Origin of the sequence: Actinomadura rifamycini DSM 43936 (assembly GCF_000425065.1) — a bacterium.
Taxonomy (GTDB): domain Bacteria; phylum Actinomycetota; class Actinomycetes; order Streptosporangiales; family Streptosporangiaceae; genus Spirillospora; species Spirillospora rifamycini.
The window spans coordinates 338,414-351,135 of the sequence record NZ_AULB01000008.1 but is presented as its reverse complement, the minus strand read 5'-3'; the positions used below and the strand labels follow the sequence as shown (position 1 = coordinate 351,135).

General features: G+C 73.8%; 12 protein-coding genes. 4 read left to right on the top strand and 8 right to left on the bottom strand.

Annotated features, from left to right (window positions below; translation table 11 throughout):
- Positions 1–12: 12 nt before the first annotated feature.
- The gene (locus H505_RS40140; RefSeq protein ID WP_034516864.1) at positions 13–1,815 is read right to left on the bottom strand and encodes a sensor histidine kinase; all 1,803 of its coding nucleotides are present in this window, start codon (positions 1,813–1,815) and stop codon (positions 13–15) included.
- Positions 1,806–2,411 (bottom strand): response regulator transcription factor, encoded by a 606-nt coding sequence (locus H505_RS0106525; protein WP_026401344.1) that lies wholly within the window; start codon positions 2,409–2,411, stop codon positions 1,806–1,808. Before H505_RS0106525 ends, H505_RS40140 begins: the two co-directional genes overlap by 10 nt.
- Positions 2,412–2,577: 166 nt before the next feature.
- Between H505_RS0106525 and H505_RS0106520 the strand changes: the two genes are divergently transcribed.
- Positions 2,578–3,417 (top strand): hypothetical protein, encoded by an 840-nt coding sequence (locus H505_RS0106520; protein WP_157432921.1) that lies wholly within the window; start codon positions 2,578–2,580, stop codon positions 3,415–3,417.
- 84 nt (positions 3,418–3,501) lie between these two features.
- Here H505_RS0106520 and H505_RS0106515 read toward each other — a convergent pair whose 3' ends face one another.
- Positions 3,502–5,025, bottom strand: coding sequence for a GMC oxidoreductase (locus H505_RS0106515; RefSeq protein WP_034516862.1), 1,524 nt, complete (start codon positions 5,023–5,025; stop codon positions 3,502–3,504).
- Between the two features lie 265 nt (positions 5,026–5,290).
- On the opposite strand from H505_RS0106515, the gene H505_RS0106510 reads away from it, so the two are divergent.
- Entirely contained in the window at positions 5,291–6,370 is a 1,080-nt protein-coding gene (locus H505_RS0106510; protein ID WP_026401341.1) for an NAD(P)H-dependent amine dehydrogenase family protein, read from the top strand.
- A complete protein-coding gene (locus H505_RS0106505; protein WP_026401340.1) occupies positions 6,367–6,864 on the top strand; it encodes a carboxymuconolactone decarboxylase family protein in 498 nt (165 codons plus the stop codon). The genes H505_RS0106510 and H505_RS0106505 overlap by 4 nt, the downstream gene beginning before the upstream one ends.
- Here H505_RS0106505 and H505_RS0106500 read toward each other — a convergent pair.
- The 5 genes from H505_RS0106500 to H505_RS40130 form a co-directional block, all read right to left on the bottom strand.
- Positions 6,861–7,313, bottom strand: a complete 453-nt coding sequence (locus H505_RS0106500; protein ID WP_026401339.1) for a DUF3592 domain-containing protein — start codon at positions 7,311–7,313, stop codon at positions 6,861–6,863. The two genes, H505_RS0106505 and H505_RS0106500, sit on opposite strands and share 4 nt — an antisense overlap.
- Positions 7,314–7,357: 44 nt before the next feature.
- Positions 7,358–8,284: an RNA polymerase sigma factor SigJ gene (sigJ, locus tag H505_RS0106495; protein WP_026401338.1), complete on the bottom strand. Its 927-nt coding sequence runs from the start codon at positions 8,282–8,284 to the stop codon at positions 7,358–7,360.
- Between the two features lie 58 nt (positions 8,285–8,342).
- Positions 8,343–9,593 carry an MFS transporter gene (locus tag H505_RS0106490; RefSeq protein WP_026401337.1) on the bottom strand — a complete coding sequence of 417 codons (1,251 nt, stop codon included), beginning with the start codon at positions 9,591–9,593 and terminating at the stop codon, positions 8,343–8,345.
- Positions 9,572–10,756, bottom strand: a complete 1,185-nt coding sequence (locus tag H505_RS40135; protein WP_064743505.1) for a glycosyltransferase family 4 protein — start codon at positions 10,754–10,756, stop codon at positions 9,572–9,574. The genes H505_RS0106490 and H505_RS40135 overlap by 22 nt, the downstream gene beginning before the upstream one ends.
- A gap of 116 nt (positions 10,757–10,872) precedes the next feature.
- A complete protein-coding gene (locus H505_RS40130; RefSeq protein ID WP_233617902.1) occupies positions 10,873–11,763 on the bottom strand; it encodes a hypothetical protein in 891 nt (296 codons plus the stop codon).
- Between the two features lie 44 nt (positions 11,764–11,807).
- Here H505_RS40130 and H505_RS0106475 point away from each other — a divergent pair, with 44 nt between their 5' ends.
- Positions 11,808–12,641 carry a 2,3,4,5-tetrahydropyridine-2,6-dicarboxylate N-succinyltransferase gene (locus H505_RS0106475; protein ID WP_026401336.1) on the top strand — a complete coding sequence of 278 codons (834 nt, stop codon included), beginning with the start codon at positions 11,808–11,810 and terminating at the stop codon, positions 12,639–12,641.
- Positions 12,642–12,722 lie beyond the last annotated feature (81 nt).

Sequence of the window (12,722 nt, the reverse complement as noted above, 5' to 3'; positions counted from 1 at the left end):
CAGACGCCGCGGTCACCTCGTCGGCGTGAGATCCTCACGCGCGACGGGGGCGCGGGCGACCAGCTCGAACCGGTCCCCGGTCCGGACGGCGGTGAGGTCGCCGCCGATGGCCGCCAGCCGGTCCCGCGCGTTCCGCAGCCCCGTCCCGGGCTCGGCGGACGCCGCGGCGGCCCCGCCGTTGGCGACGCGCAGCCGGGCGCGGCCGTCCGCGACGGCGATCTCGACCGCGCACCCGTCCGGGGTGCCGTGCCTGAGCACGTTCGTCACCGCCTCGCGCAGCACGATCGCCAGGACGTCCCCGGCCCGGCCGGGCACGGGCGCCGCGTCGATCCGCACGGCCGTCCCGGCGGACTCCAGGACGGCCCGGGCCGCGTCGACCTCGGCGGCCAGCGACGGCCGCCGGTCCGGCGCGTCCAGGGCGGCGATGTCGGCGAGCGCCGCCCGGGCCGCCTCCGCCATCCGCTCGCACCGTCCCGCCGCGCGCCCCGGATCGGCGTCCAGCAGCCGCAGCGCCAGCTCCCCGTGCAGGACGACCGCGGTGAGCCCGCGGCCGAGGAGGTCGTGCACGTCCCGCCCCACCCGCAGCCGCTCGCGCAGGGCCGCCACCTCCACCAGCTCGGCGCGGGTGCGCCGGAGCTCGGTGATGAGGACGACCAGCCGGGTCATCCCGGACACCGCCAGTGCCGTCCCGAGGGCGACGGAGAACTGGTAGCAGGCGAGGAGCGGGCCGTCGACGCGCCAGCCGTCCGCCCCGAAGACGGCGCAGACCGCCGCGCACAGCGGCCACGCCGCCCGCGGCCCCGCGCCGAGCAGCACGACGCCGGCGAAGAACCCCGACACCACGAGCCCGGACGTCTCCCCGGCCGCGAGCGGCGCGTAGATCGTCACCGCCTGCGCCGCCAGCGTCCAGGGCAGCCACCGCGGCCGCCGCCCCCGGGCGAGGACCACCAGGTGCCAGGACTGCAGGGCGAAGGACACGGGCAGCAGCGCGAGATACCCGGCGGCCGCGGACCTCCCCAGGACGGCGAAGTTGACCAGCGCCTGCCCGACGAACAGCACGTGCGTCACCACGAGGATCGGCGTGGCGGCCCGGACGATCCGCGCGTCGCGGTCGCCGGACGGCACCGGGACCGCGCCCTCGGCGTGCGGCAGCGAGCGCACCCGCCGCAGCGCCTCCCGCGCGACCGCCACCGCCGCGGCCACCGCGCCCCGCATCGCCGCGCCGTCCGCGCGTCCCGCCCGCAGCGCCAGTTCCTCGGCGTGCGCCACGCTGCTCGCCGCCATCAGCCGCACGTGCCGCCACAGCCGCAGCCGCTCGACCTCCCGGGCCCGCGCCGCCAGCTCGGCGCGTTCCCGCCGCACCTCGTCCAGCAGGTCGGCGAGGCGGCTGAGGCCGTACAGCATCAGGCCCACGTTGACCGGGGCGGTGACCGCGTAGAAGACGTCCTCGGGCGGGCGGTCCAGCCCGGCGGCCAGGACGCCCTCGCCCGCCGCGACCAGCCCGAGCAGCGCCCACGCCGCGGGCCCCCGCACGACGAGCAGGGCGGACGCGGCGACGAAGCCCGAGCCGCCCGTCCGCCAGGCGTCCGCCTCCACGAGCAGGGGCAGGTAGTTGACCGCGGCCTGCACCGGGAACAGCGCCGCGGACAGCCGCCGCCTGCCCGGCAGCGAGATCGGCACCTGCAGCGCGGCGACCACCGCGATGGCGACCGCGATCGCCGGCCCGGCCCCGGCCGCGCCCACCTGGAAGCACACCCGCAGCACGCACAGCGTGCAGATGTAGACGACGACCTGGCGGGCCGGGCTCAGAGCCACCCGGCGTCTTGGGCGATCCGGACGGCGTGCAGCCGGTTGCGGGCGTTCAGCCGCGCGACGATCGCGGTGAGGTAGTTCCGCACGGTCCCCGCGGACAGGTGCAGCGCCCCGGCGATCTGCTCGACGTCGTCGCCCTCGGAGAAGCGCCGCAGCACCTCCAGCTCGCGCGGCTTGAGCGGGCACTCGGCGACCTCCAGCGCGGCCACCGCGAGCGCGGGGTCGATCACCCGCTCGCCCGCCGCGACCCGCCGGACGGCGTCCGCCAGCCGCTCCGGCGGCGCGTCCTTGACCATGAACCCGGACGCCTGCGCGGCGAAGGCCCTCCGGACGCTGCCGGGACGGCCGAAGTTCGTCACGATCAGCACGCGGCACCGCGGCAGCCGCGCGCGCAGCTCCGCCGTGGCGGTGAGCCCGTCGACGCCGGGCAGCTCGACGTCGACCACCGCGACGTCCGGCTCGTGCTCCAGCGCCAGCGGGACGATCCGGTCGCCCGTCGCCGCCTGCGCGACCACCTCGATGTCGGGTTCGAGGTCGAGCAGCGCCACCAGCGCTCCCCGGATCATGTGCATGTCCTCGGCGAGCAGAACCCGGATCATCAGACGCCCTTACTCCCAGGCCCTCACCAGCGTCCCATTTCTACCACCTCGTGAGATCTTCACCTCCGCCCATGAAGATTCCACCCGCCGTCCCGTCACAAGCAAAGTCGAACTCGACGCGCGTCCGCACTAATGATCACTGACCGCAATCGGTCAGGGGCGGAGCGTGGTGTTCATGGGCGTGGCCGGGGAATATGGAGCCACGGCGAAATGGGGGTACGGGATGCTGGTGGCTGGAATGCTCAATCTCGTCGGGGAATACCACTCCGACAGTGATGCGCGCAGGGACGAGGAGAGGGCTTTCTGCCTCGCAAAGGTCAAGGACCCCAACTATTGGGTCGAGCACCTGTTCCCTGACGTGTACGACAGGGGACTGAAGAACCTCCCCGACGTCAGTGGGGCCGACCTGGTGGAATACCGGGCCGCGCACGGCGTGGCTCTGGCCATCAAGAAGTTCGAGAGGCTCGGCGAAGAAGCGGTCACGGTGTCGACGCTCTCGGTCAATTCGGCCGACGGGCCGCTCGCCGCGTTCCACGACAAGGTCAGAGAAGTCGTGGAGTTCGCGTCCACCGTCAGCAAGCGGGCGCGGCTCGACGCCGACAACGAGGTGAACGTGGCCGCGCGGGCGGTGTACAGGGCGCTCATCGACGCGTGCCGGGCGTACACCGCGGCCGGCAACGCGCCGACGAAGGACCGGCTCACGGCCGTACGGAACCTCGCCAACGGCCGCATCGGAGTCCGCGACCGGCTGCCCGCCCTCGCGAAAGCGGTCGGCGCGGACGTGGCGGACGACCGTGACGCCGCCGAGCTGGCGACGTGCATGCGCCGGCGGCGCTCCGGCTTCATGGGGGTGGCCGCGGAGCACTCGGGTCTGATCGGCGTCTGGAAGGTCGGCAACGGGCATGTCGAGGACCTGCGGAACGGCACGCCGAAGGTCGCCCTGAGCAGGGTCCATCTCGTCACCGCGGAAGACTTCGAGACGGAGTTCGACGCCTGGCGGACCTGACGCACGGCGTTCGCCGTCCCGTGCGGGACGGCGAACGCCGCCGGGTTCCGGCCGCGGGGGTGGGACGCGGCCGGAACCGCGGCGTCACAGGTCCGTGGCGATGATCTTGTCGATGTTCCGTTCGGCGAGGGCGGTGATGGTGACGAACGGGTTCACGCTGGTGTTGCCGGGGATGAGCGAGCCGTCGATCACGTAGAGGCCGGGGTGCCCGTGGAGGCGGCCGTGGTTGTCGGTGGCCTTGTTGAGGACGGCGCCGCCGAGCGGGTGGTACGTGAGGTGGTCGCCCCAGATCTTGTAGACGCCGAAGAGGTCGGTCCGGTAGATCGTCCCCTCCTTGCGGTTGATCTTGTCGAAGATCGACTTGGCCATGTCGATGCTGGTCTGCTTCCAGGACTGCTGCCAGTTCAGCTCCACCCGGCTGCCGTTCCAGGTGAACTGGGCGCGGTGCGGGGTGTTGGTGATCGACAGGTAGAACGAGGCGTAGGTCTCGATGCCGGTGGGGAGGGGCGCGACCTCGGCGAACGCGCCGCCGTCGTCCCAGTTGTCGATGCCGACCGTGGGGATGGACGACTGGAGCGAGCCCGTCGGGTCCCACATGTGGTTGGCGCGGCCGCACATGACGTTGCCGTTGTCACCCCAGCCCTTGCCGACCTCGTTGTTCAGGCGGGGGAGCGCGCCGGTCGCCTTGAGCTTCACGAGGAGCTTGCTGGTGCCGACGCTGCCCGCGGCGAAGAAGACCCGGTCGGCGGTCACCGACTTGGTCGCGGTGACGGTGCCGCTCGTGTCGAGCTGCTCCATGGCGACCGTGTACCCGCCGCCGGACGCGGACGCGACCGAGGTCACGCGGTGGAGGGGGGAGACGGTCACCCGGCCGGTCGCGGCGGCCTGGGCGAGGTAGGTCTGCCGGAGCGACTTCTTGCCGTGGTTGTTGCCGTAGAGGATCTCGGCGTCGAGGGCCGATCTGGGAACGTTCCCGAGGTCCTCCGCCTTCATGTAGCCGAAGTCGTACACGTTCGGGACGTAGACGAACTCGAAGCCCGAGCGCTCGGCGTGCTTCCGCCCGACGCGCGCGTACTGGTAGCAGTCGGTGGTGTCGAACCAGGCGCGGTCGATCTGGTTGACGCCGAGGCCCGCGTTGGCGCGGGGGTAGTAGACGTCGTACATCTCGTCGGCGTCGACGGACGGGAGGATCGCCCCGAACCGCTCGCGCTTCGGGGTGACGGCCATGCCGCCGTTGACGAGCGAGCCGCCGCCGACGCCGCGGCCCTGGTAGACGGTGATGCCGCCGAACTCCTCGGCGTCGAGGATCCCGGTGTACCGGGGGACGTTCTTGTCGAGCGGGAAGCCGAGGAAGTTGCTGAGCGGCTGCTTGGTGCGGGTCCTGAGCCAGTAGGAGCGGTAGTCGGGCGTCCGGGTGTTGGCGAAGACCTTGCCGTCGGAACCGGGGGTGTCCCAGGACTGGCCCATCTCGACCATGTGCACGGGGACGCCGGCCTGGGCGAGGCGCAGCGCGGCGACGGAGCCGCCGTAGCCGGTGCCGATGATCAGGACCGGAACGTGCGCTCCGTTGCCGATCGCGGCGGCGGCGGACGCGGGGCGGGCGAGCATCCCGAGGCCAATGATGGAACCGGTTCCAGCGATGAATCCGCGGCGCGATACGCCGTGAGATCTGGCTACGGGCAGCGACGGGTCACTCATGTGAGCTCCCTCACTATGGGGTGGGTTGGAACAGGTTCTACCTCGACGGCCAGGGAAAAGCCACAACGTACGCGAGGGTAACTTACGTTCGATCACTCACCCGGAGTAATCGGTTACGGTCAGTAGACCAAATGCTTGCTTGGCAAGCGGGGCGGGCGCTGTTAGCCTCCGCCGTATGATCTCCACGGTCGTCTGGGGCACCGGAAACGTCGGCCGGCTCGCCCTCCGGGCCGTCGAGGCCCACCCCGCGCTGAAGCTCACCGGCGTGATCGTCCACGACCCCGGCAAGGTCGGCCGCGACGCCGGCGACCTCGGCGGACTCGGCCGCGACCTCGGCGTCGCGGCGACCGACGACGCCGGCGCCGTGCTGGACGGGCGCCCCGGGGCCGTCGTGTACGCCGCGTCCGGCGACGTCCGCCCGGACGACGCGCTCGACGACATCCTGCGCGCGATCCGGGCCGGCGCCGTGGTCGTGACGCCCGCCCTGTACGCGCTCTACGACCAGCGCGGCGCGCCCGCGGAGATGCGCGAGGCCGTGCTCGCGGCGGTCGCCGAGGGCGGCGGCTCCCTGCTCGTCTCCGGCGTCGACCCCGGCTGGGGCAACGACGTCCTGCCGCTGATGATCAGCGGCCTGGGCACCGAGGTGGACGCCGTCCGGTGCCAGGAGATCTTCGACTACACCACCTACGACCAGCCCGACTCGGTGCGCTACCTCGTCGGGATGGGGCAGCCGATGGACTACGAGCCGCCGATGCTGGCGCCGTCCGTCCCGTCCATGGTGTGGGGCGGGCAGGTGCGGCTGATCGCGCGGGGGCTCGGCGTCGAGCTCGACGAGGTGCGGGAGGCCGTGGAGCGGCGCCCGCTGGACGCCACGGTGACCACGGAGCTGATGGGCGACTTCGAGAAGGGCACGCAGGGCGCCGTGCGGTTCGAAGTGCAGGGCATCGTCGGGGGCGAGCCCCGCATCGTCGTCGAGCACGTCACCCGCATCCACCCGTCCTGCGCCCCCGACTGGCCCGTCCCGCCGACCGGCGACGGCGCGCACCGCGTGATCATCGAGGGCGATCCGCGCATCGAGGTCACGGTCGAGGCCGTCGACGCGAGCGGCAACCGGGCGGCGGGCGGGAACGCCACCGCGGTCGGACGGCTCGTCGGCGCGATCGACTGGCTCGTCGAGAACGAACCCGGACTGTACGACGCGCTCGACGTTCCGATGCGTCCGGCGACCGGCAAGCTCGGAAGGACCGCGCGGTGAACATCGACATCCCCGAGGGCAAGGACGCGATCGAGTACGTGTGGGGGGAGATGGTGCCGGGCATCGGTCCCGCCGCCGCGAACTTCTCCATGTCCGTGTACGCCCACACGACGCTCGGGCTCCGCGAGTTCGAGGCCGCGCGGCTGCGGATCGCCCAGATCAACGGCTGCGTCTTCTGCCTCGACTGGCGGACGGAGCGGGACGGCGAGAAGGTCGAGGACGGCTTCCTCGACGCCGTGGCCGAGTGGCGGACGACCGGCGCGTTCGACGACCGCACCCGCCTCGCCGCCGAGTACGCCGAACGGTACGCCCTCGACCACCACAACCTCGACGACGCGTTCTGGGCCCGCATGACCGCCTGCTACAGCCAGCTCGAGATCGTCGAGCTGAGCATGAGCATCGGCTCGTGGCTCGCGTTCGGCCGCCTCAACCACGTGCTCGGGCTCGACGCCGTGTGCGTGCTGCCCTCGCACCGGACGGACGCGCGGGGCTAGCGCGCCGCGCGCCCCCGGCGGCCGGCCGGCTTGCGGCGGAGCGCCAGGACGGTCGCGGCGAAGGCCGCCAGCAGCCCGAGGCCCGTCACGAAGACGGCGATGCCCGTGGCGCGCCGCTCTCCCGTCGATCCGACGATGGCGCTGCCGGGGTCCCGGGAGTCGTAGACGACGTCGACGGTGTCGCCGCGGTCGGCGGTCCCGCTCGTCCAGAAGGTGCGGCGGGCGCCGCCGGCGTCGGTGAACTCCACCCGGTAGGAGGCGTTGCCGCCGCCCTTGGGGCCGGCGGCGCCCCGCGTTTCCAGGACGGTGCCGTCGGCCCGCGCCTCGTGCCCGCTCAGCTCCGCCGCGCCGGACACGTACTCGATGCCGGTGGTCACGCACAGGACGCCGCAGACCAGCAGGATGAGGGGGATCGCGATGATCCGGAGTCGTTCTCTGACGGCGCTCATGCGCAGACACAAGCATCGCCGGGCCGGTGGATCAACCGCCCCGGCTACTCGGCTGCCGGGAGTTTGTCGGGGTTCGTCACGGTGTAGATGCCGGTGACGTGGTCGCCGTCGAGGTCGAGGACCATGACGGCGAAAGGCGCGCCGTCCGTGAACAGGACGGCGGACGGGTCGCCGTTGACGGTCCGGTAGTCGATGTCGAGGTCGGTCTCGCGGGCCCGGCGGGGGACGGTGGCGGCCAGCGTGCGGGCGACGCGGTCGCGGCCGCGGATCGGGCGCAGCGGGTTCCCGGGGGCGCCGCCGGCGTCCATCCACAGCGTGACGTCCGGGGCGAGGATCTCCAGCAGCGTGCCGATGTCGCCGCCCAGCGCCGCGCGCAGGAACCGCTCGGTGGCCTGCCGCCGGACGCGCGGGTCCGCGGTGTACCGGGGGCGGCGGGCGTGGACGTGCGCGCGGGCGCGGCGGGCGAGCTGCCGGACGGCGGCCGGCGAGCGGTCCAGCATCGCGGCGATCTCGGGGTGCGGGTAGCCGAACACCTCGTGCAGGACGAACACGGCCCGTTCGAGCGGGCTGAGCGTCTCCAGCACGACGAGCAGGGCCATCGAGACGGCCTCGGTGCGCTCGGCGGACTCGTCCGCGCCCGCGACGAGCGGGTCGGGCAGCCACGGGCCGATGTAGGTCTCGCGGCGGCGGCGGATCGCGGCCTGCCGCGCGAGGGCCGCGTTGACGGCGACGCGGACGAGGTACGCGCGCGGGTTCGCCACCTCGGGGCGGTCGCGGGCCGCCCACGCGAGCCACGCGTCCTGCAGGACGTCCTCGGTGTCGGCGACGCTGCCGAGCAGGTTGTAGACGACGGAGAAGAGCAGCTCGCGGTGGTCGGCGAAGACCCGCGTGGCGGTGTCGTGGCCGCCGGTGTCGTGGTCGCCGGTGTCGTGTCCGCTGGTGTCGTGGTCGGTGATGCCCGTGGCCTCCATGCCCATGAGAGGGGACGCCCCGCGACGAGTGTGACATCGCCCCGCCGTGACGCGGGTCTCACGCGGGGGGCGCGCGGACCAGGAGCGTACCCGCGAGCACCACCAGTCCCGACAGCATGAGGACGAACTGGGCCGGGGCCATCCCGAGCGGCGTGGCGTCCGCGCCGTCCAGCAGGTCCGCCGCCAGGCCCGACAGCAGCGCCGCCAGCGCCAGGCCGAACCGCAGCGTCGCGTGGAAGGCGGTGAGGGCGAGGTTGCGGTCCCCGCCGCCGAGCCGTTCCTGCAGGTAGGTGATGCCGCCGACGAGCGCGCTGGTGGCGCCCGCGCCGAACAGGACCGCGCCGACGAACGACCACGCCGTGGACGCGAGCGCCCCCATCAGCGTGATCACCACGCCCTGCACCACCGTCCCGGTCCGGATCTGCGACAGCAGGTTCCAGCCCTTGCGGTGGACGAGCAGCAGCCCGATGAGCGCGCCGACCCCGAACAGCACGACGAGCGCGCCGAACCCGATCGCGCCCGCGCCCAGTACGTTCCGCACGAACACCACGCCGAGGGAGAACAGGGCGCCGAGGCCGAGGGCGATGACGGCGACGCCCGGGATCACGCCCCGCACGGTCGGCAGCCGCAGCGCCGCGACGAACCCGCGCTGCGTCTCGGTCTCCCGCTCCGCCGCCCGCCGCTCGTGCGGCCCCGGCCCGAGGTCGGGGATCGATCGGACCGCCACGTAGGACGCCAGGTACGTCAGCGCGTTGAACCAGAAGACCACGACGTAGCGCCAGTGGCCCTCCCAGCCCGCCTGGTTCGACGCCCACAGGATCAGACCGAACGCGCCCGCGCCCACCGGGATCATCCCGTACGAGGTCGCCATCGTGATGCCGTTCGCGACCTCCAGCGTGCTCGTGTCGTGCTCGTCCTCGTCGTCCTCGATGAGGAACGGGACGGCCGCGTCCCGGGCCGGCAGGAAGATCAGCCCCACGACCTCGATGAGGAACGCCCAGAAGTACACCCACCACAGGAACGGCAGCAGCGGCAGCGTCACCGCCATCCCCGCCCTGATCAGGTCGGACGACAGCATCACGCTGCGGCGCCGCCACCGGGTCACCACCCGGGCGGCGAGCGGCGCGCCCAGCGCGGACGGCAGCAGCCGCAGCACCAGCACCCCGCCGACGGCGGTCGTCGAGCCGGAGATCTCCAGCACGAAGTACATCAGCGCGAGGGTGCCCATCCAGTCGCCGAACGACGAGATGGCCTGGCCGACGATGAGCCGCCGGAAGTCCCGGCGGTTCAGCCGATCCTTGAGTCCCATGCGGGCTCCACCCCCGGTCCGTGGCCCTCCCGCGCGCCGGGCGCGCCGGCCGGGGAGCCGCGCAGCAGGGCGGCGAGGCGCGCCGCCGCGCCGTCCCAGCTCCATTCCGCGCGCGTCCAGGCGCGGCCCGCGGCGCCCATCGCGCGGGCGCGTCCGGGATCGGCCAGCAGCCGGTGCAGCGCGAGGGCCAGTTCGTCCGGGCCGCGGGACGCGTCGACGAGCACGCCCGTCCGTCCGTCCACGAGGGACTCGGGGCTGCCGCCCGACCGGCCGACCACCACCGGGAGCCCGGCCGCGGACGCCTCCAGCGTCGACAGCCCGAGCCCCTCGGTCTGCAGCCCGCGGCGGTCGTCCCGGCAGGGCAGCGCGAACACGTCGGCGGCCGCGTAGTACAGCGGCAGGTCGCCGTCGGACACCGGGCCGGCCACGGTGACGGAGCCGGGGGCGGCGCGCTCGCCCAGCTCGGTGAGGCGGCGCAGCATCGGGCCGTCCCCGACGATGACGAGCCGCGCGTCCGGCCGCCGCCGCACCACGTCCGCCCACGCCCGGATCAGCGTGTCGTGGCCCTTGCGCCGGACGAGCCGCGCCACGCTGAGCACCACCGGGCCGGACCCGAGCGCGTGCCGCCGCCGGATCGCCGAGCCGTCCAGGCCGGGCCGGAACCGGTCGGTGTCGACGGCCCCCGCGAGCCGCACGAGCCGGGTGCGGCCGCCGAGCGCGCCCTCCAGCTCGGGCAGCGTGGACGCGCACAGGTGCGTGAGGGCGTCGAACGACCCGGCCGCCGCGCGCAGCGCCGCCCGCGTCGGCGCCGCCCGGAACCAGCCGAGCTCCTGCCCGTGCGTCGACCCGACGAGCCGCCGCACCCCCGCCGCCCGGACGAACGGCGCGTACATCGCGAACGGGGCGGCGGCGGTGATCCACCCGGCCTCGATCCGGTGCCGCGCGGCGAGCCGCGCCAGCCCGCGGAACAGCAGGTATCCGCGCCGCCGGACGACCGGGAACGGCAGGCCCGCGTCGAACCCCGCGGCCCCCGCCCGCGCGGGCGCCACCACGACCAGCCGGTCGGCGGGCAGCCGCCGCACCAGCTCCCACGTGAACGTCTGCACCCCGCCCGGTTCCGGGGGGAAATGCCCGGTCAGCACCAGGGTCCGCGGGATCTCCATGCCGACACGCTTCCCCCGCAGCCGCCCGGCATGCACACGCCGCACGGGTGCCGCGACCGAGCGTCATCGCCGCCGGACGGCCCGAGGACGCCCGACGCCCGCGGCGCCGCGGGCGGTCAGCGGATGATCACGCGGTCCTTCGGGGCGTCCGGGTCCGACGCCCAGCCGTCGTGGCCCGACTCCGCGCGCCACGCCCGGCCCGCGTGCCGCACCTCGGTCAGCCCGTACGCCTGCGCGTGCGTCACCGCCCACGACGCGGCGGCCCAGCCGATCCGCTCGCCCGGCACCGCCAGCGCCGTCCACTGCCCCGACGCCGCGCCGGACGCCTTCAGACCGCCGCCGAACGCCCGCCGCATCTCCCGCACGGCCTCGTCCCGGCGCGGCTCGGTCCGCTCGTCCGGCGGGAACCAGCACCGCGCGGCCGCCGGCTCCTTCCCGGTGAACGCCGCCGCCAGCAGCTCGCCCTCCGGCTCGTGCTGCTGGTACAGGGACCCGTCCGCGCTGCGCTGCACCTCCTGCGCCGCGACGTGCAGGTCCTTGTCGAGGTAGTCCTTCACCTGGACGAGCCCGTCGAAGAACTTGCTCGTCGACACCACCGGGTCGCGGAGTTGCTCCGGCGTGCCCCAGCCCTGCGAGGGGCGCTGCTGGAACATGCCCACCGAGTCGCGGTCGCCGCCCGCCAGGTTCCGCAGGTGCGACTCCTGGATCGCGGTCGCGTACGCGATCACCACGGCCCGCTCGGGCAGCTCCTTGCGGAACGCCACCGCCGCGATCGTGGCCGAGTTCGCGCCCTGCTCCAGGCTCAGCGACATCTTGCCCGCGGCCGTGCTCGCCTCGCAGCCCGTCCCGTGCAGGTACGGCCGCGTCCACTGGTACGTCGCGTATCCGCCCACGCCGAGCAGGAGCACGAAGACGGACGTGATGACGGCCCAGCGCCGGCGGCGGCGCGGCACGCCACCGTCCGGTCCCTCCGCGGGACGCGACTTCGACCTCGCCCATACAGCCACGCGAAGACCGTACCGGGAACAGGCCACCAGTAAGCTCAGGGAACATGACCGAAACGTTCACCAGCCCGATCTCCGACGTCATCGACGAGCTGTGGGAGCGGCGCGCCGACCTCACGCCGGACGACGCCGACGCGCGCGCCGCCATCACCGCGGCCGTCGACCAGCTCGACACCGGCGAGGCCCGCGTGGCCTTCGTCGACCCCGCGACCGACGAGGTGGTCGTGGACGAGCGCGCGAAGCGGTCGATCCTGCTCAGCTTCAAGGTGCTCGGCATGGTGCGTTCGCAGGTCGGCGACTTCCGGTACCACGACCGCATCCCGCTGAAGAGCCGCCTCGACGGCGTCCGCGTCGTCCCCGGCGCGATCGCCCGCTGGGGCGCCTACCTCGCGCCGGGCGTCGTCCTCATGCCGTCCTTCACGAACTTCGGCGCCTACGTCGACTCCGGCACGATGGTCGACACCTGGGCCACCGTCGGGTCGTGCGCCCAGATCGGCAAGAACGTCCACCTGTCCGGCGGCGTGGGCATCGGCGGCGTGCTGGAGCCCCCGAACGCCAAGCCCGTCATCGTCGAGGACGAGGCCATGATCGGCAGCCGCTCGATGATCGTCGAGGGCGCCCGCGTGGGCAAGGGCGCCGTCGTCGGCTCGGGCACGAACCTGTCGGCGTCCATGCCGGTCATCGACGTCGAGACCGGCGAGGAGATCAGCCGCGGCCGCATCCCCGACTGGTGCGTCGCCGTCGGCGGCACCCGCACCAAGGAGTTCAAGGGCGGCACGTTCGGCCTCCCGGCGGTGCTCATCCTCAAGCGCCTCGAAGAGGGCCAGCGGCACAACAAGGCGGAGCTGAACGACATCCTCCGCGACCACGGCCTCGGCTGACGGACGCCGCCGCAAAGCGCCCTCCGGCCGCGCGCGACCCCCTCCCACCCGCGCGCGGCAGGGGTTGCAGCCCGCTGCGAT